24 protein-coding genes are annotated in these 22892 nt (G+C 57.4%); 9 read left to right on the forward strand and 15 right to left on the reverse strand.

The window, feature by feature from the left end; genetic code table 11:
* Positions 1–6: 6 nt before the first annotated feature.
* Positions 7–801, forward strand: a complete 795-nt coding sequence (gene fliR / locus L861_RS04025; protein ID WP_016415277.1) for a flagellar biosynthetic protein FliR — start codon at positions 7–9, stop codon at positions 799–801.
* Between the two features lie 66 nt (positions 802–867).
* Here the strand turns inward: fliR and flgL are convergent, their stop codons facing one another.
* From flgL to flgB, 11 genes are all read right to left on the reverse strand, one after another.
* Positions 868–2100 (reverse strand): flagellar hook-associated protein FlgL, encoded by a 1233-nt coding sequence (flgL, locus tag L861_RS04030; RefSeq protein WP_016415278.1) that lies wholly within the window; start codon positions 2098–2100, stop codon positions 868–870.
* A 22-nt stretch (positions 2101–2122) separates the two neighbouring features.
* Positions 2123–3760 carry a flagellar hook-associated protein FlgK gene (flgK, locus tag L861_RS04035; protein ID WP_016415279.1) on the reverse strand — a complete coding sequence of 546 codons (1638 nt, stop codon included), beginning with the start codon at positions 3758–3760 and terminating at the stop codon, positions 2123–2125.
* Positions 3761–3845: 85 nt separating this feature from the next.
* Positions 3846–4943 (reverse strand): flagellar assembly peptidoglycan hydrolase FlgJ, encoded by a 1098-nt coding sequence (flgJ, locus tag L861_RS04040; protein WP_016415280.1) that lies wholly within the window; start codon positions 4941–4943, stop codon positions 3846–3848.
* Positions 4943–6031: a flagellar basal body P-ring protein FlgI gene (locus L861_RS04045; RefSeq protein WP_174329827.1), complete on the reverse strand. Its 1089-nt coding sequence runs from the start codon at positions 6029–6031 to the stop codon at positions 4943–4945. Before L861_RS04045 ends, flgJ begins: the two co-directional genes overlap by 1 nt.
* An 80-nt stretch (positions 6032–6111) precedes the next feature.
* The gene (locus L861_RS04050; protein WP_016415282.1) at positions 6112–6801 is read right to left on the reverse strand and encodes a flagellar basal body L-ring protein FlgH; all 690 of its coding nucleotides are present in this window, start codon (positions 6799–6801) and stop codon (positions 6112–6114) included.
* A gap of 20 nt (positions 6802–6821) precedes the next feature.
* A complete protein-coding gene (gene flgG, locus L861_RS04055; protein WP_016415283.1) occupies positions 6822–7604 on the reverse strand; it encodes a flagellar basal-body rod protein FlgG in 783 nt (260 codons plus the stop codon).
* 29 nt (positions 7605–7633) lie between these two features.
* On the reverse strand, positions 7634–8392 hold the full coding sequence (locus tag L861_RS04060; protein WP_016415284.1) for a flagellar basal body rod protein FlgF: 759 nt from the start codon (positions 8390–8392) through the stop codon (positions 7634–7636).
* A 26-nt stretch (positions 8393–8418) separates the two neighbouring features.
* A complete protein-coding gene (flgE, locus tag L861_RS04065) occupies positions 8419–9654 on the reverse strand; it encodes a flagellar hook protein FlgE (RefSeq protein ID WP_016415285.1) in 1236 nt (411 codons plus the stop codon).
* A 100-nt stretch (positions 9655–9754) separates the two neighbouring features.
* Positions 9755–10438, reverse strand: a complete 684-nt coding sequence (gene flgD / locus L861_RS04070; protein ID WP_016415286.1) for a flagellar hook assembly protein FlgD — start codon at positions 10436–10438, stop codon at positions 9755–9757.
* A 5-nt stretch (positions 10439–10443) separates the two neighbouring features.
* Positions 10444–10851 (reverse strand): flagellar basal body rod protein FlgC, encoded by a 408-nt coding sequence (flgC, locus tag L861_RS04075; RefSeq protein ID WP_016415287.1) that lies wholly within the window; start codon positions 10849–10851, stop codon positions 10444–10446.
* Between the two features lie 17 nt (positions 10852–10868).
* Positions 10869–11282: a flagellar basal body rod protein FlgB gene (flgB, locus tag L861_RS04080; RefSeq protein ID WP_016415288.1), complete on the reverse strand. Its 414-nt coding sequence runs from the start codon at positions 11280–11282 to the stop codon at positions 10869–10871.
* Between the two features lie 208 nt (positions 11283–11490).
* Here flgB and flgA point away from each other — a divergent pair, with 208 nt between their 5' ends.
* From flgA to L861_RS04100, 4 genes are all read left to right on the forward strand, one after another.
* Positions 11491–12195, forward strand: coding sequence for a flagellar basal body P-ring formation chaperone FlgA (flgA, locus tag L861_RS04085; RefSeq protein ID WP_016415289.1), 705 nt, complete (start codon positions 11491–11493; stop codon positions 12193–12195).
* A 70-nt stretch (positions 12196–12265) separates the two neighbouring features.
* Complete coding sequence (gene flgM, locus L861_RS04090) at positions 12266–12565, forward strand: flagellar biosynthesis anti-sigma factor FlgM (RefSeq protein ID WP_016415290.1); 300 nt, start codon at positions 12266–12268, stop codon at positions 12563–12565.
* Positions 12562–13014 carry a flagella synthesis protein FlgN gene (locus L861_RS04095; protein WP_016415291.1) on the forward strand — a complete coding sequence of 151 codons (453 nt, stop codon included), beginning with the start codon at positions 12562–12564 and terminating at the stop codon, positions 13012–13014. The genes flgM and L861_RS04095 overlap by 4 nt, the downstream gene beginning before the upstream one ends.
* A gap of 136 nt (positions 13015–13150) precedes the next feature.
* On the forward strand, positions 13151–14698 hold the full coding sequence (locus tag L861_RS04100; protein ID WP_021029100.1) for a sensor domain-containing diguanylate cyclase: 1548 nt from the start codon (positions 13151–13153) through the stop codon (positions 14696–14698).
* Between the two features lie 52 nt (positions 14699–14750).
* On the opposite strand, the gene L861_RS04105 is transcribed toward L861_RS04100, so the two are convergent.
* Together L861_RS04105 and L861_RS04110 are read right to left on the reverse strand one after the other, a co-directional pair.
* On the reverse strand, positions 14751–14930 hold the full coding sequence (locus L861_RS04105) for a hypothetical protein (protein ID WP_016415293.1): 180 nt from the start codon (positions 14928–14930) through the stop codon (positions 14751–14753).
* An 85-nt stretch (positions 14931–15015) separates the two neighbouring features.
* Entirely contained in the window at positions 15016–15426 is a 411-nt protein-coding gene (locus L861_RS04110; RefSeq protein ID WP_016415294.1) for an SRPBCC family protein, read from the reverse strand.
* 214 nt (positions 15427–15640) lie between these two features.
* On the opposite strand from L861_RS04110, the gene queC reads away from it, so the two are divergent.
* From queC to L861_RS04130, 4 genes are read left to right on the forward strand one after another with little or no spacing between them, the layout of a single operon-like run.
* Complete coding sequence (queC, locus tag L861_RS04115; RefSeq protein ID WP_016415296.1) at positions 15641–16330, forward strand: 7-cyano-7-deazaguanine synthase QueC; 690 nt, start codon at positions 15641–15643, stop codon at positions 16328–16330.
* 3 nt (positions 16331–16333) lie between these two features.
* Positions 16334–16981: a 7-carboxy-7-deazaguanine synthase gene (queE, locus tag L861_RS04120; protein WP_016415297.1), complete on the forward strand. Its 648-nt coding sequence runs from the start codon at positions 16334–16336 to the stop codon at positions 16979–16981.
* The gene (locus L861_RS04125) at positions 16981–17826 is read left to right on the forward strand and encodes a 6-carboxytetrahydropterin synthase (RefSeq protein WP_016415298.1); all 846 of its coding nucleotides are present in this window, start codon (positions 16981–16983) and stop codon (positions 17824–17826) included. The genes queE and L861_RS04125 overlap by 1 nt, the downstream gene beginning before the upstream one ends.
* A complete protein-coding gene (locus tag L861_RS04130; RefSeq protein ID WP_016415299.1) occupies positions 17823–18116 on the forward strand; it encodes a YkgJ family cysteine cluster protein in 294 nt (97 codons plus the stop codon). The genes L861_RS04125 and L861_RS04130 overlap by 4 nt, the downstream gene beginning before the upstream one ends.
* 75 nt (positions 18117–18191) lie before the next feature.
* Here L861_RS04130 and L861_RS04135 read toward each other — a convergent pair whose 3' ends face one another.
* Positions 18192–22085, reverse strand: a complete 3894-nt coding sequence (locus tag L861_RS04135; RefSeq protein WP_016415300.1) for an ATP-binding protein — start codon at positions 22083–22085, stop codon at positions 18192–18194.
* A gap of 101 nt (positions 22086–22186) precedes the next feature.
* The gene (locus tag L861_RS04140) at positions 22187–22825 is read right to left on the reverse strand and encodes a MiaE family protein (protein WP_016415301.1); all 639 of its coding nucleotides are present in this window, start codon (positions 22823–22825) and stop codon (positions 22187–22189) included.
* Between the last annotated feature and the right edge of the window lie 67 nt (positions 22826–22892).

A 22892-nucleotide genomic window follows, 5' to 3' on the forward strand; every position in this document is an offset into this window, starting at 1 on the left:
CTATCGATGATCGAGGTCACCTTCGCTCAATTGCAGAGCTGGTTGATACTGTTCTTCTGGCCATTCGTGCGCATCACCGCTTTCATGATGGCCGCGCCATTGATGGGACATTCCAGTGTCCCTCGCCAGGCCAAGATCGGCCTGGCTGCCCTGCTGACGATAGTCATTGGCCCAAGCCTGCCTCCGCTACCCGACGCGCCGATGATCTCATGGGCCAGCCTTGGCATCATGATCGAGCAGATGCTGATAGGCGTCGCCATCGGTCTGACCATGCGAGTCATGTTTGCTGCCGTCCAGGCTGCCGGTGAGTTCATAGGTCTGCAAATGGGCTTGGCCTTTGCTACCTTCTTCTCACCTGATACCGGGGCCAATACCATGATTCTGTCCCGGTTGTTCTACATGATCACCTTATTGATGTTTCTGGCCTTCAACGGCCACTTGATCGTCGTCGAGATACTCGCCACCACGTTTTTCACCCTGCCTATTGGGATCGGTAGCTTCAATCCCGGTGCCTTTGGATTACTGGCACGTTTTGGCAGCACCATCTTCGTCTCTGGAATGTTGCTCGCCTTACCACTGGTGGGTGCCCTTCTGATCATCAACATGTCGCTGGGAATCCTCAACCGCTCTGCCCCACAGCTCACGGTATTCAATGTTGGCTTTCCGATGTCACTCACAGTCGGGATATTGTTGTTGATGGTATTGATGACCGATATCGGCCGTTTTCTGGAGCGATTATTTAGCGATAGTCTGCTCTTCCTGAGACAACTGCTCGAGACCATGGCCCCGTTGACGTCCTGACATGGCCCCTAATGCAACAGGCCGTTCCACGAAAGGAACGGCCTGTTTTACAGTAGCGGGGCTTCTTTACATGCGGTCGAAGAGCGACATTCCCCGGATATCGACGAAGGCTTTCTGAGCCGCCTGCAAGCCCACCTGACGCAAGCTATATTCGGAAATAGCCTGCGTATAGTCGAGATCGACCAGATCCGACATTGTTTGCTCGTAATTGAGCATGCGATTGTCGCCTACCGCATCCACTACATCCAACTCGTTGAGACGAGCGCCTACCGAAGCACGTACGGTCAGGACATTGTCGAGGCTGTTGTCCAACTCGCGCATGGAAGTGGAAAGTGCATTCTTCAAATCAGCCTTGAGCCCAGGATCACCATCCAACGGTGCCTCCAATACATCGATCGCGCGCTTGATAGTAGTGAACAGATCCTGGTTGGCATCGGCATGGTCGGCCGGGTTGACGTCAATACTGTCACCCACGTCAGGAGTGCCCGACAGCTTCATGGACAATCCACCAAAAACGATAGGATCACCGCTCGTATAAGTTCGCGTATCAGTCGCGATGGTATTGCCAGTGGAATCGATGGTCGCGATCTCGAACTCGTCGTCGGCCGTGAAGGTGATCGTATACTTGTTCTCGCCGTAACCAGCCACCGTGGAATCGACCCGTGTGGGACCGGAGAAGGTCACGTCGCCCGTACTGCCCACGGCGCGTTCGGCGATCGCCACATACCCCGTGCCACTGGGAATGGTCTGGAAGATCGCCTCGCCATTGTCGGCCACCGGCATTAGCCGTGAGGCATCGATACGCTGCTCACGGGTATTGTTATCGCCGACATAGGTCACACTGTCATCGGCGTTGCGTGCAAAAGGCGGCGCGTCATCCTGATACCCGCCGAACAGATAACGACCATTGCCGTCGGTGGCATTGGCCTGGCCGATCAGCGTCTCGTAGATACCGCGCAGCACGTTGGCTTCAGACTTGCGATCAGCATCGCTCAGGGTGTCGCTGGAATTCTTCACCAACAGCGTCTTGGCACTGGTAATGGCGTCACTGACACTATTGAGCACGCTCTCGGACTGGGAAAGCGAGTTGCGTGCCGTCACGCGGGCATCAGCATACTGCTGAGTGACGGCCTGTGATTGCGAAACGCCAACCGCCTGTGAGGCTGCCTGGGGATCGTCGGATGGATTGACTACCCGACGACCGGTAGCAATCTGCTGTCCAATCTTCATGAACTCGCCTTGCTGGCGGTTCATGCTCGAGACACTCTGCTCGAACATAGTCACGGTGCTGATGCGCATGTCATGTCACTCCTTGAACGAATCAGGCACGCAGGCCCAGGATGGTATCCAGAATTGACGAGCCGACATCGATCACCCGTGCATTGGCCTGGTAATACTGCTGGTAACGGATCAGGTTGGCAGCCTCTTCGTCCAGGTTGACACCGGACTCGGACTGCTGGACGGCACGCAACTGCTCGGTCAAACCTTCCTGTGCATCCAGGTTGACCTGAACGATATTGGTGCGGTTGCCCACATCACTGACCATCGTGGCATAGGACTGACTGAACGATGCCGTGCCTCCCACCAACAGTTCGTCCTGCAGGTCCTGAAGAGCCAAAGCATTGCGGTTGTCGCCAGAGCCTGCGGCTTCACCCGCAGCGATCTTGTCCAGATCGCTGATCAAGCTTTCCATTTCTCCCGCGGCTCGGCGTACCGGTTGCACTTCGAAACGATCGCCATTGGTAAGGTTGGCAGCATCATCAAAGCTGATGACAACTCCACCGAAGCTCAAGTCATTACCGACGAACGAGATATCGGCGGCATCCAATGCCTCGCCATTATCCTTGCGGATGACCTCGACGGTCGGCGGCGTCGTCGAGTCGTCGGTAACGCGAACCGCATAGTCCGTAGCGCGTAAATCGGCAATATCGTCGAACTGGGCGTCCACGACTTCCGCAGTGCCCGCGTTACGCGTATTGGCATAAGTCTGAGGGGTTCCAATGCCGAAGAAGTCCTCACCTGGATCGCCGTTGAGATCGATACCCTCGCCATGCTGCTCGTTGAAACCAAACGCCAGGGATACAGCTAATTGACCAATCTGGTTCTGAGTCTTGTCCAGGGTTTCGGAACGGAACGTCATCAAACCACCCAGAGTCCCCCCGGTAACGCTCTCTTCCTTCAGCTCTACCGTGTTACCACCCGAATCACGATAGCCCAGCACCATTCGCTGCGGATCGTTGGAGGATTCGATAGCCTCGAGCTGATAGTGGTTGGTGCCCGATACCAGCGGCTGACCATTAGGCAAGGAAATGTTGTAGGTCTTGCCATCCTGGACGGTCAGGCGCACATCGAGCCGCTCGCTGAGATCGGCAACGGCCTGATCGCGCTGATTGAGCAGGCTGTTAGGTGCCTCACCATTACGGGCACGCGCCAGTGCGATCTCGCGATTAAGCTTGGAGATCTGTTCGGTAACGTTGTTGATCTGGGTGACTTCGTCGCGGATCTGGCCGTTGATGCCCTCCTGCATGTCCTGCAGGTAAAGGTCGAAGGAGCGGAACTGAGCACTCAAGGTATCGGCCGCACCGATCACCCCCTGGCGCGCCGCGGGGTCTGAAGGCGTCCCGGCCAGCCCTTCCAGAGCCGAGAAAAAATCCTGCATCAGTGGAGCCAAGCCCGCCTCACGATCAGCCAGCAGATCATCGATCTGACTGATCTGAGTCTGGTAGGTCTGCAATGCGCTGGCCGTACTCGTCGCTGAATTGAGCTGACTAGCGACGTACTGATTGAACTGTCGTTGAATGTCATTGACCTCAACACCGCCTCCGGCACGCCCCTCGCCAAGGAGCGTCAATTCGCGGTTATAACCAGGCGTATAGACATTACTGATGTTGTTACTAGTGGTATTCAGGGCGTTCTGCGCCGCGTTGAGACCACTCAAACCGATGGAGAAGATGCTCATGATTCCTTTCCCTTAGGCCATTGTTCGTTATATCGGCCAAAGACGCGCGAGCTTTAGCCCTTGGCGTATCCAATATGTCGACACATCAGAAAATGCTGCCCGGTGTACGCCCGACAGCGAAATCACGCGGGATGACCCTCTCCCGATCCTGAGCCAGGGAGTGCTCTTCCAGAGGACCAAGCATGTCCATGATCGCCACCAGCTTGTCGGCATAGGCAGGGTCTGTTGCATAACCACCACGCTGCAATGCTTGTGCCGCTTGCTTGGCGTCGGGTGCAGTGACCACCTCGGCATAACGCGGGTTATCGCCGATCAATCGCGCGTAGTCGGTAAACGCCTCCTCGAATGAGTCATAGACCCGGAAGGTGTCGGTCATTCTGACACGCTTCCCATCAATGTATTCGTGAGTCATGACATCGGTGGTCTTCCCCTGCCACTGGCTACCGGCCTTGATGCCGAACAGGTTGTAACTATTGGCCCCTTGGGCCGTGGGAATTTCATGGCGGCCCCAACCGGTTTCCAATGCCGCTTGTGCCAGGATCAACTCGGCAGGCACACCAGTGGTACGACTGGCGACCTGGGCTGGCGCGGTCAACTTGTCGAGAAAATGCTGCACGTGTTCGGACCGGGTACTCTCGCCCGAAGTGACTTGCCCAACTTGCGCCTCATTGGTTGTCTCACCTGGCAATCTGGCATTGAGCTCATCCAGGAAATGGCTGGGTAACCCGGTATCAAGTTCTTCGCTAAAGCGATGCTCATCCGGAGCTAAGGACGCCTCGCCATCGACATTCAACCCTCCCGTCAACACACGAGGCGTGCCGCGAGGAATACCAGCAACCAACTCATCGAATTGCGACTGAGCGGAAGCCTGGTTTGGCACCATCCCGCGTCCCTCCAACTGATTGATCAGTTGTTCGGCCAAGCCAATACCTTGCCCCGCCATATGTTGTGACCACTGTTGATCGAGCAAAGAGGTGTAGAACTCGGTCTGTTGGCTGTTCATCAGGTCTGACTGGGGAGTAGCCTCACGCATGCTCTTGATCATCATCTGCAAGAACAGCGCCTCGAACTGACGAGCGGCTTCTTCGAGTCCAGCATTGGGATCCTGCCGGGCGCTATGCTTCAAGCGCTGAATTCCTTGCATGTCGAGGGCGAACTGGCCGCCGAGATCATTGACGCTCATCAGATGATCTCCAGGTCAGCACGCAGCGAGCCAGCGGCCTTCAGTGCCTCGAGGATCGACATCAAATCAGCCGGTGTGGCTCCCAGTGCATTGAGTGCATTGACCACGTCGACCAGATCGGCACGGCCCTCGACGAGCCGCAGCGCCCCCTCCTCCTGCTGAACGGAGATATCGGAATCCGGCACGACCACGGTCTCGCCCTCGCCGAACGGGGCTGGCTGGCTGACTTGGAAAGCAGTATCGATCACGATCGACAGATTGCCATGCGCCACCGCGGCGCGATGTAGGGTCACGGCGCTGTTGAGCACTACCGCCCCGGTACGCGAGTTGATCACGACCTTTGCGGAGGCTTCCATCGGTGTCACATCAAGATTTTCCACCCGAGCCATGAAGTTGACCCTATCATTGGCATTATCGGGACCCCGAAGTTGAATCGTGCGCCCATCCTGGGCGGCGGCTACCGACCATCCGAACTCATTGTTGATGGCAGACACCACACGCTGCGCGGTACCGAAATCCGCTTCTTTGAGTTGCAGATCAAGCACGCCACCGTTCGCCCCCAGATCCAGGGGCACCTCGCGCTCGACCATCGCTCCACCACTGATGCGGCCTCCCGCCTGCTGGTTGACCTGTACACTGCTGCCACCAGCCTCGGCACCGACACCTCCTACCAGAAGATTGCCCTGGGCGATGGCATAGGTATCTCCATCAGCGCCCTTCAGTGGCGTCATCAACAAAGTACCGCCACGCAAACTACGTGCATTGCCGACAGACGACACCACCACATCGAGGCGCTGGCCAGGCTGCGAGAAGGGAGGCAAGTCGGCGGTGACCATGACTGCTGCCACGTTACGCAACTGCATGTTGGTACCGGACGGGACAGTGATTCCCAGCTGTGACAGCATGTTGGTCAAGCTCTGACTAGTAAACGGAGCCTGCATGGTCTGGTCGCCGGTGCCATCGAGCCCTACCACCAGGCCATAACCTACCAACGCGTTGTCGCGCACCCCGGCGAAGGTCGCCAGATCACGCAGTCGCTCGGCCTGGACCGACGGGGCCAACCCCAGTCCTAGCAATATCGTCAGCATTGGCACGGCCAGCCGGCATATGGCGAGGCGACGAAAGACACTCATGAACGCTGTCCCCACTTGCATTTGTTTCAGGCCGCTCAGAACGGCGAGACATTCAGGAAGAAGCGTTGCAACCAACCCATGTGCTGCGCTTCGTTGATATAACCGTCACCAACGTACTCGATCCGGGCGTCAGCGACCTGAGTCGAAGCCACCGTATTCTGACTGGTGATGGTGCGTGGATTGACCACACCGGAGAACCGAATGAACTCAACCCCCTGATTGATGGCGATCTGCTTTTCACCACGTACACGCAGGTTGCCATTGTTCATCACTTCCAAAACCGAGACGGTGATCGTACCGGTAAAGGTATTGTTGGCTTCCGATTCCCCACCTCCGGTGAAATCGGTGTTACCGGAGATATCGAAGCCATATTCAGCCAGTTGCTCCAGTGCATCGGGCAACTCAATAAAGCTCAGGTCCGACTCCCCATTACGATTGGCGCTGCTCTCCGAGTTCTTGCTGGCACTGACTTCTTCGTCGAGCACGATGGTCAGGATATCGCCGACCATGCGCGGACGACGGTCCTCAAACAATGGCTGGTGGCCCCGCTGCACCTGATAGATGGAGCCATTGGCTAGAGGCGCGGGACGGTCAGGAATCTCTACCAACTCCTGCTCACCGACCACCGACGCGCGGGGCAGTTGGGCGCAACCGCCTATCGCCGCCAGGGCCAGACCCAGCGATACCAGGCAAACACTACGCAACAAGAAAGCCCATGAGGTCATCTTCCGCTCCCAAAATGGACTTACAGCTGAGCCAGCCGCGCCAACATCTCGTCACTGGTCTGCACGGCCTTGCTGTTGATCTCGTAGGCTCGCTGGGTCTGGATCATGCTGACCATTTCTTCCACCACATTGACGTTGGAGGTCTCGACATACCCTTGGAATAGCCGTCCCGCCCCATTAATGCCGGGTATGGTTTCATTTCGCGGACCAGATGAGGTGGTTTCCAGATACAGGTTGCCACCGATACTCTCCAACCCTGTGGGATTGACGAAGGTCGATATCGTGACCTGGCCCACTTCATTGCTCTGTGTGGAGCCTGGCTGGGTTACCGAAACGATCCCGTCCTCACCGATGGTCACCGACAGAGCGTTGTCGGGAAGAATGATGGCGGGTTCGAGTGGGTAACCGTTGGCTGTCACCATCTGGCCGTTCTCGTCGAGTTGGAAACTGCCGTCGCGGGTATAGGCAGTCGAACCATCAGGCATCAACACCTGAAAGAACCCCGCTCCGTTGATCGCCAGATCGCGTGAATTCTCGGTATTCTCCAACCCACCCTGGGTGTGTAGGCGTTCGGTGGCAACCGGCCGCACGCCGGTACCGACCTGCATGCCGGATGGAAGGGTGTTTTGCACATCGTTCTGGGCGCCTGGTTGGCGTAGATTCTGGTACAACAGGTCTTCAAACACTGCGCGAGAGCGCTTGAAGCCATTGGTGCCGACGTTAGCCAGGTTGTTGGCGATGACGTCCATCTGCACCTGCTGAGACTCGAGGCCAGTCTTGGCCGTCCACAGCGATTTGATCATGGGAAGGTTTCCTTTATCTCGGTCTCGGGTCAGCCTTGAAGTGAGAGAAGGCTGTTGGCTCGCTGGGCATTCTCGTCGGCACTGCCGATGACCTTCATCTGCATGTCGTAGCGACGCGCCGTATCGATCATCGCTACCATCGATTCGATGGCGCTCACGTTGCTTCCCTCCAGCGAACCGGAAACGACGCGCACGTCTTCATTGGCTTGAAGTGCCGGAATCTCGCCCTCCTCGTTGGGCAGAGGGCGAAACAAACCATCATCGCCACGAACCATGGTTCCAGGCTCTGGATCGACCAGCTTGAGGCGACCGATCGCCACCAGCGCATCAGGGTCCTCACCTGGACCGATCGCACTGATGGTCCCATCAGCACCGATCGAGAGCTGCGAGCCGAGGGGCACCACTATTGGCCCGTCTTCGCCGATCACCGGACGCCCCGCGCTCATCACTAAGCCATTGCCGTCGACCTGCAAATCACCACGCCGGGTATAGGCTTCACTACCATCCGTGCTCTGGACGGCTAGCCAGCCACTCCCTTCGATAGCCACGTCCAGCTCACGGCCGGTGGTACTAATGGGGCCTGGCGAGAAATCGGACCCTGGTGTGGTAGCTGCCACTGAAACCCGCGTCGGCAGCACACCATCACCCTGCACCGGTACCGCTCGCATGGCATGCAACTGCGCGCGAAAACCGGCCGTCGAGACATTCGACAAGTTGTTGTTGACCACCGCCTGCTGGTCGAGGCTCTGCTTGGCGCCGCTCATGGCGGTATAGAGGATTCGATCCATGGTTCACACTCCTGACTTAGCCACCATCAACGCAAATTGATGGCGGTCTGCAGGATTTCATCCTGCGTCTTGATAGTCTGGGAGTTGGCCTGGTAGGCACGCTGGGAGACGATCATGTCGACCAGTTGTCTCGCCATGTCGACGTTGGATGTTTCGATGGCACCCGACTCAACGGAACCCAGCAGGCCGGTACCCGGCGCCCCAACCAGTTCCTGACCGGACGCTGCGGTAGCGGTCCAGGCGTTGTCGCCGTTCGGCTTCAACCCTTCGGGGTTACGGAAGAAGGCCAGTGCAATCTGACCGGCAGGCTGCGACTGTTCGTTGGCATAGTTACGTACGATGGTGCCATCGTTTTCGATGGTGATACCCACCAACGCCCCTGAAGTAAAGCCATTCTGAGTCAAGGCACTGGTGGTGGATTCATTGCCGAATTGGGTAGAACCGGCCAGATCGAGTTCGAACTGCAAATCTTCAGGATCGCCGCCCAGTGCCGCGGAATTGAAGGCGATCTGTGGCATGGCACCTGCAAGCGGAGTAGCCAAAGTACCGTTCTGATTGAACGTCACGGTGAAGTCATTGGCATTGGTTTCGTCATAGGCACCATCCATTACCACCTTGGCATCCCACGTATTGGAGCCGGTCTTCTCGTAATAGACAGTGATATTGCGTGGATTACCCAGCGAATCGTAGGCAGTGAAGTTATTGGAATAATGGTAATCCAATGTTTGAGTGCCACCGCCCAGGTTATTGACATCGACTTGGCTCAGTTCATTGCCTATCACTTCGCGTGAATCAAGGTTGAGGGTCGTCGCCACGTCGGTAGTTGCGCTGGCTGGCATCTCATCAGCCGGAACGTTCAGCACTTGAGGCTGACCACCGACCTGTACTGCTCCGGCGGCGTTCAGGCCATAGCCCATAAGCCGCGCACCTTGGCTATTGACCAGAAAGCCATCGGGGGTTAGTGACAGTTGGCCATTACGCGAATAGACGATCTCGCCGCTCTGCTCGAAGCGGTAGAATCCTTGGCCGCTAATCGCCAGATCGAGCTCGCGATCGGTCGCCTCGATGTTACCTGCATTGAAATTCTGCAATGTAGCCGAAACACGCGTCCCCAAGCCGACCTTGGAGCTGGCAAAAACATCAGCAAACTGCGTGTTGGAGCTCTTGAAACCGACAGTTTGTGAGTTGGCAATATTGTTGCCCAATACGTCCAGTTTCGATGCCGCGGCATTCAAACCACTCAGTGCTTGTGAAAAACCCATTATCCTTCTCCCTGTGTACCGTTAGTACAATCTTGATCGCTGCTGCATTCTTGTTTGCCATCGTCTGCAGTTGCGCTTAGCTGACTAGGCATCTATGGCATTACATGCGAAGAATCTGTCGAATATCGGCCAAGCTGGCCTGCTCGCTGATGCCCCCTAGATCCAGACGCGGCGAACCATCATTGGCCGTGGAAACGCCGTTCACGATGGCATAGTTCAGTACTGTGCCAGCAACGGGCTCGTCATTGGCACTAGCCTCGATGCTGACGTGGTAGGCGCCTGACGGGGCCTGCGCACCACCCTCCAGCTTTCCATCCCATGTAAAGGACTGAACGCCCGCCTCGACCGCTCCCACTTCGTCGTAGGTACGCACCACCTGGCCCGTACTGTCACGAATGGTCACTACCACTTCGTCGGCGGAAGTCTCCAACTCGACACCAAAGGGAGTGACGCCTTCTTCACCGACCAACACGCGGTCACCTGGCACCAGCACGCTTTGGCCGATCAAGGCGGTCGCCTGCAGCTTATGACCGGCATCGATCTGTCCGGTAATACCTTCCAGCGTGGTGTTGAGTTCTTCGATGCCGCTGACGGTGTTGATCTGTGCCAGTTGCGAGGTCATCTCCGCGTTTTCCATTGGCTTGAGCGGATCCTGATTCTTCAACTGCGTGACCAGCAAGGTCATGAAGTTCTCGCGCAGGTCATCGGACTTACTAGCACTGCCTCCGGAAAGACCCGTGTTGTTCAATCTATTGATGACGCTTGTATCGATCGTCGTGGCCATGGCAATCAACCCTCACCCAATGTCAGTGTCTTGAGCATCAACTGCTTGCTGGTATTCATCACCTCGACATTGGCCTGGTAAGAACGCGATGCCGAAATCATGTTGACCATCTCCTGCACGGGTTCGACATTGGGCATGGTCACATACCCCTCATCGTTGGCCAGTGGGTGTTCAGGGCGATATTCCATCCTCATGGGGCTGGGATCCTCGACAACCTCGGTGACGCGCACACCACCAATGTCATAGCCACCTTGAGCCTGGGTCTCGAACATGACTTGCTTGGCACGATAAGGCTCGCCATCCGGGCCGGCTACGCTATCGGCATTGGCCAAGTTGCTGGCAGTAACGTTCATGCGCTGTGATTGAGCGCTCATGGCCGAACCGGAAATATCGAAAACGGAAAACATCGACATCGATTTGCTCCTGCGATTTATTCAGGCTGCATCGCCGTCTTCAGGCCTTGAATCCGGCTGTTGATCAGGGTCAGGGCCGCTTGATAACGCACGGCGTTGTCAGCGAACTGGGTACGTTCACGATCCATATCCACCGTGTTGCCATCGAGACTAGGTTGATCGGGCACGCGATACAGCAGATCCTTGGTCGGGGGCATCGTGGCACGAGCCTCGATATGGCGTGCCGACGTTGTCGCCAAGGATAATCCGGCTTCACTACTGCGACCGTTGTCCATCACCCGCGACAATTCCTTGGAAAAGTCGAAATCGCGCGCCTTGTAGTTGGGGGTGTCGGCATTGGCGATATTGCTGGCCAGCACCTCTTGCCTTTCGGCGCGCAGATTGAGGGCTTCCTGGTGAAAGCGCAGCGCCCCATCGATCTTGTCTATCATCCCGTTGCCTCCCTGTGTCACGTGGCCAACGCTCGCCACGGGCTATTGGGTCAGCCTGGAGAATAGACGACCTACTGTCATCGCAAAGGGGCAAACAGGACGCCATTTGCAGGTCATTTCCCGCTTTGGTTTTTCATCTCAACCACTAGAATCGACAGTCCTGATGTCATGCTCTGACCATTTCGCGCCATGCGCCCAGGGTGGTTCCATGCTGCAATTCCGTCTTCGTCGACACCTATCGGCCATTGCCCTCCTGGGCCTGCTGATATTGGCCTTGGCCACTCCTGCTCAAGCAGACAATGACGCCTTGCTCGTCGAGCGCGTGCATGCCTTCCTTTATGAGCAGGCCAGCGGTTTGGGGGACGAGGTGAGTGTAGAGGTGCATCCGCCCTCAGCACACTTGCCCACCTGCGAGAACCCGCAGCCTTTTCTGCCCCATGCCAACCGGCCTCTCATCGGTCGAGTCTCGGTCGGCGTGCGTTGTGGCGAACGAGGTCAGCAAGTGCGATACATGCAAGCTACCCTGGCCGTGGTCGGCGAGCAGGTGGTGGCCCAACGAGCCATTTCCCGAGGCACGGTAATAGAAGCCAGCATGCTCGCCTTGCGCCCAGCCGAGCTGAGCCGCTTGCCCCGCGGCACCATCACCGACATGGAAGAGGCGATCGGCATGCAGGCGAGCAGACCGATCGCAGAAGGCTCGACGCTAACCGAATACCAGTTGGAACCCGTTACGCTGGTCGAGCGCGGCGCTAACGTCAGAATTGAAGCCCGCGGCCAGGGCTTCGCCATTACTCGTGAGGGCGAAGCCTTGGATAATGGCGCCATGGGGAGCGAAGTCCGCGTGCGCCTGGACAATCGCGACATCCTGAGAGCGCACGTTACAGGACGTAATCGCCTCGAAGTCGATTTCTAGTCAACACGCATTCAAGTTTTCCACCCAGCGGTCGATAATGGGGGAAAGGCATGAGCAAGAGAGACACCTCGTGAAGATCGATACTTCCCATCCGCTGACACGCCCCAACCAAGGTGAGTCCAGCAACAAGGCTGCCAAAGCCGATCATGATGCTCCCTCTGCACAAGGGGCAACGCCTGCATCCGTCACTCATTTGAGCCAATCCGCCGGCAACAGCAATCAGGACATCGATAGCGCTCGAGTCGAGGAAATTCGTCAGGCCATCAGTGAAGGCCGACTGGAGATCCACGCCGAGCGTATTGCCGACGGTCTCATCGACAGTGTTCGAGACCTGCTTGGCAATGCACCTGACGACAAGGGCAACGCATGAGCCTTGGCCAACATCTCATTCGCCAACATCAATGCCTTGACGCCTTGGCTCAATTATTGAGCGATGAGCGTCAGGCATTGAGCGTGGGCCAGGTCGATGGTCAGCAGCTCAATGATATTGCTGGCCGCAAACAGGCTCTGCTCGATGAGTTGGATCGCCTGGAAGCACAGCGCCGCACGGCACAGCGCAAGCTGGGTTATCCCGAGGGACGCCTCGGCGCCGAACAGGCTGCCAAGGATGCCAATTGCCTCGAGGAATGGCTTGCCATGCGTGAGCGAGCCGAACATGTCCGCCAACTCAACGAACTGAACGGCTCGCTCGTCCAGATGCGTCTATCGCACAATCAACACACCCTCAATTTTCTGCACGAAGCAGCCGGCAAGTCACTCTACGGCCCGGATGGACAGTCGAATCGACGCGGCCTCTCCGGACTCAACTCTCGGGCCTAAGCTGAGCCTAAGAATCCCTTGACCTTTCCCCCTTCCTTCGTAGATAGTTCAGTAACAATTGCTGACAAATCATCAGCCCAGTGCATGGCCGAGCACCATCCGGAATGGCCTGCGGGTGTTACGGAGAGGTTCAGGGATGCCCATCGATCACTCCCTTGCAACAGCGACCCAGGCCAGCCTAACCCTCCCCTCCGACTTGAAGGCTCGCCTCATCTCCTGTCCCACATTACCGTCACTACCAGGCGTCGTGATGCAGGTAATAGCATTGGCCAGAATGCCAGAAACCAGCTTGCATGACTTGGCCCGTTATCTCGAACGAGACCCGGCCTTAACGACACGCTTGCTCTCCCTTGCCAATAGTGTTTTTCACTCACACACACAAGCGGCCGAAAACTGCCGCGAAGCCGTTTCACGCCTGGGGATCGATGCGACGCTCTCGGTGGCTCTGGGTTTTGGTCTGGCCAGGCAGTGCACACGGGGCGGCATGTCGGGCCTGAACGTTGAGCATTTATGGCAACGCGCCCTAGTTAGCGCACTCGCTAGTCATCGTCTGGCCATGCAGGTCGGACACGCAGAAGCCGGCAGCCTCTTCACCATTGCTCTGCTCCAAGACATTGGTATGCTGGCTCTCGATGTCGTGGCGCCAGAGCTCTACGGCGACATCCCGACGGACGCCGACGACCATGCGATCGTCATCGAAGGTGAACGACAACGATTAGGTTGCGACCATGCGCTGGTCGGTGCCTGGCTGGCCGGTCAGTGGGGGCTTTCGGAACGCCTTGTCGATGGCATTGCCAATAGTCATGCCACGCTCGAGGAAGGCCATGCCGAGTATCACTGTGTCATCGCCTCCAGCCTGATTGCCGATGCTTGGTTATCAGACAATCCCGCCATTCCCTTTGCCGACTTGGTCCCCACGTTGCTGCACCACTTCAATCTGGATACCGCAGAACTGAGCACTCTCATCGCCACCTTGCAGGATGAGCTTCCATCGCTTACCCAGTTGTTCGAGATCACTCAACCTCCGGGATTCGACGCCCAGCAGATTCTGCTGGAAGCCAAGCGACTGCTCCACACCCAGAACCAGCGACTCAGTGAGACACTGTTGAAGCAGCACCAGGAACTGGAATATCTGCGCAACCGTCACGAACTACTGGATTACCGTATTCGCTTCGACACTCTGACCGGACTCTACAACCGCGCTTACCTGGAAGAGCTACTCAACAAACATTTCCTGCTAGCCAAGCGTACGCATACTTCCCTCGCCGTAATCTTCATCGATCTCGACCATTTCAAGCAGCTCAATGATCGTTACGGCCACCGCCTCGGTGACGAAGTACTGGAAAATTTTGCCGGGTTGCTACGCGGCCTGCTCAATGAAAATGTTCTTGGGGGGCGTTACGGAGGAGAAGAGTTCCTACTGATTCTGCCCGCTGCATCCACGAGCCTGGCCAAACATATTGCTGAGACGATGTCCCAGCGCCTGGCCGAAACATCCTTGGCGCAGGTCGACGGCGAACCCATCCACGTTACCGCTTCAATCGGTATCGCGCATATGAGCAAGAATGAATTCGAGAATGCCCATGATCTCATTCATAGCGCCGACCAAGGTATGTATTTGGCCAAACGCCAGGGACGAGCACGCATTTCTCATTTCGATCCGACGGCCGAGAATGGCCAATGAGTGACCAGCCCCATACGCATCACACCCTATCCACTCGCGTTGCCGCTATCACTCAGGGCGCGGGGGCGGCATCATTTCTGTCCTCGTCACCCTTGGGTGTTTCGCCCTGAGGCTTGGTTATCGAAGAATAATGCACTTGCCGGTCGGATGCGGCCACCCGCCGGTCGATGAGATGCAGAATGCCAAGCTGAACGATCAAGAATACAAAGCAAAGCACGAGTCCCTTGAGCATGGCGAGATCTCGGGATGAGAAGCCAGCGGCTTCGATCCCTCGATATTACGCTCATCACCCGTGCGGGCAGTAGCAATTTTTACGCCTACAACTTCGCCTCAACCCTTTCCAAGATCTGCTGACTCACCTTGCTGACCAACGGTCGGGCAGCACGGTTGACGGCACGTTCCAACAGCCGATTGTTGATTCGGTACTCAATGGTCAACATCACTTCCGTACCCTCAGGGACCCGCGTCAGGCGATAACACCCTTGATTGCGCACCCCGTCCAGTGATTCCCAAGCGAGACGCTCAGGCGCCTGAGTCTCGGTAATCTCCACATCGAACGTCCAATCCATGCCTACCGCATGTACATGCCACCGATACCGCTTGTCCCCCAGGGGCTCGATCGCCTCAATCAGATCGGAGTAGTCGGCAAAGTCCTCGACTCGCTCCAACAGGGCGAACACGCGCTCTGGCGGGGCATGCAGAACCGCACTATGCTCGATAATCGCCATGTCGCCCCCTGTTCCATCACTGATTGATGACGAGGGTAACGGCCTCGGTCGCAAACCGCCACCTTCATCCCACTTCCTTTAAATCTCCGAACCCACCTGGCCACAGTCGTTCCAACTCGCTAGAATGATGCCCCGCCCGGACCGGATCCCGGGCGTCCACTGCCGACCATAGTCAGCGGTGGCCAAAAGAAATTCTCCGACAGGACCCTTCTTCATGCCCAACACCCTCTCCTTGTCAGGTTCACCCTCGCGTGCCGTAGTCATCTACTCAGGTGGCATGGACTCCTTTACCGTCCTGCACCGCGCGCGACGCGAAGGCTACGAAATCCACGCCCTGTCCTTCGATTATGGCCAGCGCCATGCCCGCGAGCTCGACGCCGCAACGTGGGTATGCCAGCAGCTGGGTATCGCTCATCAAGTCGTTGACATCCGTGCTATCCACGGCCTGATAGATAACTCAGCGCTAACCGATGCTAGCCGCGAGATGCCTGAAGGCAATTATGACAGCGATAACCTGGCTACCACCGTGGTGCCCAATCGCAACATGATCTTGCTGTCCTTGGCCATTGCACAAGCAGTCAATATCGGAGCTAACAAAGTCTTCTATGGTGCCCATGGTGGTGACCATGTGCTCTATCCAGACTGTCGTCCCCTCTTCGTCGAGAAAATGAATGCGGTAGCAGCCATTGCCAACTTCGAAGCGGTAGAAATCTGCGCCCCTTACCTGCATAGCAGCAAGCAGGCCATTCTCGCCGACGGCCTCGCCATGGGCCTCGATTATGCCGCTACCTGGACCTGCTACCGCGGCGAAGAATTGGCCTGCGGGCGATGCGGCAGCTGCCGTGAACGACTAGCTGCCTTCACCGACAATGGCGTCACTGACCCGTTAGCATACCGAGGGTAACTGATGTATAGCGTCAAGGAAGCCTTCTACACCCTGCAGGGGGAAGGTGCCCGCGCCGGCCGTGCCAGTGTGTTCTGTCGCTTCACCGGCTGCAACTTATGGTCAGGGCGAGAGGCCGATCGCGCCTCCAGCCCATGCCGTTTCTGCGACACTGATTTCGTGGGCACCGATGGTCAGCATGGTGGGCGCTTTCGCGATGCCACGAGCCTGGCCGATCATCTGGCGGCCTTGTGGCCGACGAATACAGTCGGCAAGGCCGCGCCCTATGTGGTTTTTACCGGCGGCGAGCCGCTGTTGCAGCTCGATGCGTCTCTGATTGAAGCCATGCATGCCAGAGACTTCGAGGTCGCCGTCGAAACCAATGGAACCATCGAGATACCGGCGGGTATTGACTGGCTTTGTGTCAGCCCCAAGGGGACGAGCCGAATGGTGGTTACCCGCGGTGACGAGCTCAAGCTGGTCTACCCGCAGCGGGATGCCCCTCCTGAGCGCTTTGCACATCTCGACTTCCAGTACTTCTACCTGCAGCCCATGGATCTCACCCCGTTGCACGGGGAAGGCGACACCATGGCTGAGGTGGTCGCCTACTGTCTCAGGACACCGCAGTGGCAGCTTTCACTGCAGACTCACAAGATCGTGGGAATCGACTGATGACCCTTTTCGTCAATGCCCTGACCCAGTTGGATGTTTCACTTTGGTGCCCCAAGCGCGGCCTGATCGGCGCCAGTTGGCATATCGACGCTGAACTCGATGGCGAGCTCGGTGAGGATGGCATGCTATTCGATTTCGGCGAGGTCAAGCCATGGATCAAGTCACGCCTGGATGCCGGCGCCGATCATACTCTGCTGATACCGACACGCGCACCTGGCATCACGGTCCATGAGTGCAACGAAGGACTATGCATTCGTGCCCAGTCCCCTTACCCCATGGAGGTGCGTGGGCCTCGCCAGGCCTTTACTCTGTTGCCATGGAGCGAGATCACCACGGAACGCCTTGGAACCCACTTCTCGCACGAGCTGATGCGCCGCCCTCCCGCGCGAGTGAGCGACATTCGCCTGACCCTACGCGAGGAAAATATCGACGGAGAGGCCTACTCCTACAGCCACGGTCTTAAACGTCATACAGGAAACTGTCAGCGCATTGCGCATGGCCATCGCTCACGCTTGCATATCTGGAAGAATGGCCAGCGCGATGCACAGCTCGAAGCCCAATGGGCGAAGTGGCTCGCCGACCGCTACCTGGTCGACGAAGAGGATCTTGTCGCCGACGCTAACGATGAGGTGTATGGCTCGCTGACGACCCGTTATCAAGCCCCGCAAGGTCGATTTTTCTTACGCCTACCATCAGAACGCTTTGCAGTACTACCCAGTCCCACGACGATTGAGCATATCGCTACCTGGCTAGCAGCAAAAATCGCCCACGACATCGGCCATCGCATACGAGTGCAAGCCTTCGAGGGGATCAACAAGGGAGCCATCGCCGAGGCGAGACCATGACCACTGAACTGATTGCCAGATCGATGGAACTTCCCGCTCAGAGCGGATGCCGCCCTGGGTGCGGTGCCTGTTGCGTCGCACCCTCGATCAGTTCACCAATCCCTGGCATGCCACACGGCAAACCAGCCGGAGTACGCTGCATCCAGCTCGACGGCGACAACCTGTGCCGCCTGTTCGGTGACTCTCGTCGCCCTCGGGTGTGCAAACGTTTCGATTACGACCCCGAGGTGTGCGGAGAAAGCCGCAACCAGGCGCTTATGAATCTCGCCGCCTGGGAGGCCGCCACTTGAGATATGGGAGGTTTGCCGATGACCCATAGTAGTAACCCGGCCATCGGCAACCCGTGGACGACGCTGATGTGTCGCTCAGGATTCAACGTCAGCGGGATATGGCAGTCGCTGATCCAGCAACGTTCTCCAGCGTACCAGTACAGGGGCATCGGTATGCGACACCTCTCCAAGCAGACGCCGGAACTCCTCGCGCATCGACTCGTCACGCGGTTCCACCAGCGTCAACCACAGCTCCAACGCATGTAGCTGCTGGTGCAGGTTCTCGTGCTCACGCGCTTGTATCAAAGCCTGCTCAGCGAGCAGTCTCACTGCCTCGGGAGGATGCCCCAGCCGCTGACGTACCTGCGCGAGTTGGATCGCCAACTCTGGCAGATACAACGAACCTCGCTCTTGGGCGACCAACAGGCACTGATCGAGGTAATCCTCCGCACGTTCAAATTCTCCTAGCGCCATACAAGCATCGGAGAACCAAAGTACTGGGCGTTGGTAGCGATCTCGCCCTGTCACTTCATCAAACTCTTCCATACTGGCCTGCAACTGCACCAGGCCTTCGCGATCACCGGTCAACGCTCTTTGCCACCCCAGCAAATTTCGAGCCGACATCTGCCACAGGGATAGGTCGGGTGTTCCCGTCAGGTCGAAAGCCCGCTGGGCGCGGGTTCCGGCAAGGTGCACGTGCCCCAACTGGCGGTAGACCGCGGCAGCGAACAACAGGGCCATAGCCAGTGAACCAGGGTGGTTGAAACGTTCCGCCAGACGGATGGCAGCCTCGGCCTGTCGTTCGGCACGCCGGTAGTCACCACGCAAGCACAGCGCCCAGCCTTGGAAACAAGCTGCTGCCACCTGGGGATGATCGGAAAATGGTAACCATTCGATCAACATCGGCTGGTTGAGAGGATCGATCTCTTCCAGATGATCGTAGGCCTGACGAATGCGACCGGCCCAATATTCGCAGTTGGCACGCGCGTAATCGGCCAAGCGCCGATAGCGTGGATCGTCAAGTCGCGCTGCCAGATCAGCCAATTTGGATGCCAACGAGAAGGCATCGGCATGGGCATCACGCTGGCTGCAACCTACCCACAACCCCCACTTGACCAGGAAGCGCTGCTCCAGATCGGCTTCTTCATCGCTGTCGCTACCTTCGCAGGCCAGCAGTTCACGTGCACGCACGAAACTTTCGTGAGCTGTCGGCGAGCCGTGTCCCTCCAAGGCAAAGGCCGCCTGACCGCGCACGGTCAGCAGACTGATTTCCCGTTCACCCTGCTCCTCGACATGGCGCAAACTCGCCAAGCCGAAATCGGCCATCTTCAGCGCCGTTCGATTGGCACACACTTTCAGCGCCTCGCGGGCAGCCAGTTCGAAGTAACGCGCGCCACGGGCATAGTGACCGCTACGGCGCAAATGGGTGGCAAAATCGCCAGGATGACGGCTGATCCACACCGGGAAGCGCTCTTCGATCAGGCTGACGACCTGACGATGGATTCTTACTCGTACATCCCGCGGACACGAAAGATACGCTGCTTCCTGCAGCAATTGATGGCTGAATTGATAATCGCACTCGCTACTGCCACCGCATGGCTCGATCACTTCCAACCGGCACATCTGATCGAGCGCCCGCTTGAGTCGAGCACTTTCCCAACCACTACACTCGGCCAGGAAATCGAGACGGAACTGTCGCCCAAGCACCGCAGCCACATGCGCCACCTCGCGATCACCATCGAGTTGGTCGATTCGACTGGCCAACAGCCCCAACAGACCACGCGGTAGCTCCTCGATATTCACGCTACGGCCTTCGCGACGATCCATGTCCAGTCGACGGCAAATTTCCTGCAAATACAACGGAACCCCATCGCAACGCTCAATCAACTGATTGCGCAGACGTGGACTCAAGTGAAGCCGATAACGCCTGGCTAGTTGCGACAGTAGCCTAGAGGATTGCGAACCATCCAGGCGTCCCAACGTTACTTGCTGATCCCAATGCAGCTTGGCCGGCAAGGACTCACGACCATGGTGACTGGCCACCAACAGCAACGGGCAGTTGATCGGCAAACGTGCTTGTAGGCCGGCCAATACCTTGAAAGAGGGCTCGTCGAGCCACTGCAGATCGTCGATCATCAACACCAAGGTCCGCTCAGCCGTCAGTGTTTCGATCAAGACATGCAGGAGCTTGACGACCAGTTCGACGGCTTCACCGCTTTGTGTCAGAGCAGAGACTTCCTCCGGCTCACGAATGCCCAGTGCTTCTTCCAGCAGTTGCCGACGTGAAGTTTCCATGGCCAGGGACGGATATGCATCGAGCAATTGCCCAAGCTTGTCAGCATCGAGATCATCCCCCACATGCCAGCGCAGCAGCGTCCGAGCCACGCCGTAAGGCACCTGTACCGACAAACGCGTCGTTGGCTGCCAGCAGATAGCGGCATCACGGCTTTGCTCAAGTTGCCGAAAACCCACCAACAGTGCCGACTTCCCCATGCCAGAGGCTCCGCGCACCAAGACGCTCTGACGCAAGCCAATACCCGCCCTGGCCAAAGCGTCGCGCAGCTTCCGCAGTGCCGATTCACGGCCGATCAAACTAGGAGGCAAGGCTTCGCGACCGCCTTCGTTGGTACCCAACACCAAGGCCCGCAAGCGTACACGCCCATCACTGGCAACCAGACGCGACGACAAACGCGGTTGCAAGTCCAGAGCTGGTGGCATGTGTTGGCTGGCCTCCTGGGAAATCACCAACTCGCTGCCTTCGGCCGCACTCATCAGATCCAAGGATCCCTGCGTCACTTGCCCCAGCGGGTCTACCAACTGGCGCTCAGGAAGATAGACCACTCGCCCACTATTGAGACCAGCCGCCAGTTCGAACTGTGGGATGTTCCCCTCACCGCTCCAATGCCGGACACATTCATCGGGTAAAGCGCGACGACAATGTTCATACAGTGCCACCAATTCGGCCAGTTGATGAGCCGGCCCGTGGGTGCCGAAACAAGCCAGTCCCAATCCTCCGGTTGCACCGGGCAACCAGAAGCCTCCCAGGTGGTGGCACTGTTGTTCGAGCCAGCGCATCAGCTCGATCTGCAAGGCCAGGCACGCTCGGGTCTCGGCGCGATCCTGCCACTCTCCCTTGAGGTGCAGCCGAATCGCCATCACCGAAAGCTGGCGTTGTTCGATTTCATCATCGCTCAGAGGAGCACTGTCCAGTGCCAGGGCACGAGAGAAAGCGCCTTGAGGTGAAAGTCCCTGCATATCGGTCTTGCCCTCGGACCAATAGCGCGCCAGCTGCAGAAATCCCGGCTCGGGCTGCTGACCGGACAAGGCTAGTAACTGGAGGTAGGCGTTGTATTGCTCATGTGCAGCGGCAGACTGGCCCTGTTCGGCGAGTTGCCGCACCAGACGTTCATGAAAAGGCCCGTAGCCGGAAAAGCGGCTGACTAGTGCGCGCAACAGTGTATCGGGCACATCTCCATGCTGTTCCAGAACGCTCTCGGCAAAGGCGATGACACGCTGGCGCCATTCGTTGCGGACACGCAGCAACCAACGCTGGAACTCGGCACAGGGCGATAACTGCAGTTCTTCGACCAAGTCGCCACGATAAAGAGTAAGGAGGCTCTCCAGCGTGGCGATGTCCGGCGAGCTCTCCAGCAGGGATTGCAGTTCATGAAGATCGAACCGCCAAGTCTCGGGAAGCTGAAAGGCAATGGTCTGGCGTGTTACCACTAGCACTTGATCAGCCTCATCACCCAATGATTGCCGCAAGCAATGCAAGGCATGGCGCAGATTGGTACGTCCGGACGACAACCCTTGGTCCGGCCACAGCAATTCAGCAAGCGTTGCACGGTTGACCGGCTGCTCATGCAACAACAGGTAGACCAACAGAGCCTTGACCTTGTCGTAACTGAACTGAGTCAGGCTATCCTCGCCAAGCGTCAGCGAAAAATGGCCAAATAGCGATAACTGGTCGTTGACAGACGGATCCCGCATCATTTGGTTCCTGCGTTATCTTATATTGGCGATGGTTTCGCTCGTCTCTACCGTGAAGTGGACAACCTTACCCTGCAAGCCATGAATCTTCATATCCGGCTTCATGCCACCATAGGCATGCCACTGTGAAAACGAAACGTCTCGTCCGGTGAAACGATCAACTCCCGCTCCCGATCGGCAAAGAACGCGATACGCGTGTCGATGTCACCCTCACCGTTTTCTCCTGCGTAGCGACGCGCCAATACCAAGTAATCCTCGTAATGACGCCCTTCCGACTTAACCAGACTGCGATAGAACTTGGCAAGCTCGGCATCGAGATGCGGTATCAAACATGCAAAACGCTCGCATGAGCGCGCCTCGATGAAGGCGCCGACAATCAGGATATCGACCAATCTCCATGGATCTTCAGTCCGCACGTGACGACGCAGCCCTTCGGCATAGCGCGACGCGCTCAAATGGCAATAAGTAATGCCACGCGCTTCCATGACCTTGATTACCTGCTCGAAATGCAACAACTCCTCTCGCGCCAACTGCGACATCTTGGTCAACAATAATGGACGATCCACATAGCGGTACATCAGACTCATGGCGGTGGAAGCCGCTTTCTTCTCGCACTGGGCATGGTCAATCAACAATAGCGACTGGTTACGTAGCGCTTCCTCCACCCACGCCGGAGGGGTGGGGCAAGTCAGAAAGCCCAGCAACGTTTCAGGCAACAATTCCTCTACCGTATCTTGCATCTTATCCCTGGACAGTGATTCAGCGTGACGCTGTATAACGGAAAAACAGTGCAAATGATCCAGCCTG

Origin of the sequence: Litchfieldella anticariensis FP35 = DSM 16096, from assembly GCF_000409775.1 — a bacterium.
Classification (GTDB): Bacteria; Pseudomonadota; Gammaproteobacteria; order Pseudomonadales; family Halomonadaceae; genus Litchfieldella; species Litchfieldella anticariensis.

Coding starts and splice junctions, on each gene's coding strand:
- flgK (WP_016415279.1), bottom strand. CDS start 3,760: ATGAGCATCTTCTCCATCGGTTTGAGTGGTCTCAACGCGGCGCAGAAC.
- flgD (WP_016415286.1), bottom strand. CDS start 10,438: ATGGCCACGACGATCGATACAAGCGTCATCAATAGATTGAACAACACG.
- L861_RS04135 (WP_016415300.1), bottom strand. CDS start 22,085: ATGCGGGATCCGTCTGTCAACGACCAGTTATCGCTATTTGGCCATTTT.
- L861_RS04100 (WP_021029100.1), top strand. CDS start 13,151: ATGCCCATCGATCACTCCCTTGCAACAGCGACCCAGGCCAGCCTAACC.
- flgG (WP_016415283.1), bottom strand. CDS start 7,604: ATGATCAAATCGCTGTGGACGGCCAAGACTGGCCTCGAGTCTCAGCAG.
- L861_RS04050 (WP_016415282.1), bottom strand. CDS start 6,801: ATGACCTCATGGGCTTTCTTGTTGCGTAGTGTTTGCCTGGTATCGCTG.
- flgA (WP_016415289.1), top strand. CDS start 11,491: ATGCTGCAATTCCGTCTTCGTCGACACCTATCGGCCATTGCCCTCCTG.
- flgJ (WP_016415280.1), bottom strand. CDS start 4,943: ATGAGCGTCAATGATCTCGGCGGCCAGTTCGCCCTCGACATGCAAGGA.
- queC (WP_016415296.1), top strand. CDS start 15,641: ATGCCCAACACCCTCTCCTTGTCAGGTTCACCCTCGCGTGCCGTAGTC.
- flgL (WP_016415278.1), bottom strand. CDS start 2,100: ATGCGCATCAGCACCGTGACTATGTTCGAGCAGAGTGTCTCGAGCATG.
- L861_RS04060 (WP_016415284.1), bottom strand. CDS start 8,392: ATGGATCGAATCCTCTATACCGCCATGAGCGGCGCCAAGCAGAGCCTC.
- flgB (WP_016415288.1), bottom strand. CDS start 11,282: ATGATAGACAAGATCGATGGGGCGCTGCGCTTTCACCAGGAAGCCCTC.
- L861_RS04125 (WP_016415298.1), top strand. CDS start 16,981: ATGACCCTTTTCGTCAATGCCCTGACCCAGTTGGATGTTTCACTTTGG.
- flgC (WP_016415287.1), bottom strand. CDS start 10,851: ATGTCGATGTTTTCCGTTTTCGATATTTCCGGTTCGGCCATGAGCGCT.
- queE (WP_016415297.1), top strand. CDS start 16,334: ATGTATAGCGTCAAGGAAGCCTTCTACACCCTGCAGGGGGAAGGTGCC.
- L861_RS04110 (WP_016415294.1), bottom strand. CDS start 15,426: ATGGCGATTATCGAGCATAGTGCGGTTCTGCATGCCCCGCCAGAGCGC.
- fliR (WP_016415277.1), top strand. CDS start 7: ATGATCGAGGTCACCTTCGCTCAATTGCAGAGCTGGTTGATACTGTTC.
- L861_RS04095 (WP_016415291.1), top strand. CDS start 12,562: ATGAGCCTTGGCCAACATCTCATTCGCCAACATCAATGCCTTGACGCC.
- L861_RS04130 (WP_016415299.1), top strand. CDS start 17,823: ATGACCACTGAACTGATTGCCAGATCGATGGAACTTCCCGCTCAGAGC.
- L861_RS04045 (WP_174329827.1), bottom strand. CDS start 6,031: ATGCTGACGATATTGCTAGGACTGGGGTTGGCCCCGTCGGTCCAGGCC.
- L861_RS04140 (WP_016415301.1), bottom strand. CDS start 22,825: ATGCAAGATACGGTAGAGGAATTGTTGCCTGAAACGTTGCTGGGCTTT.
- L861_RS04105 (WP_016415293.1), bottom strand. CDS start 14,930: ATGCTCAAGGGACTCGTGCTTTGCTTTGTATTCTTGATCGTTCAGCTT.
- flgE (WP_016415285.1), bottom strand. CDS start 9,654: ATGGGTTTTTCACAAGCACTGAGTGGTTTGAATGCCGCGGCATCGAAA.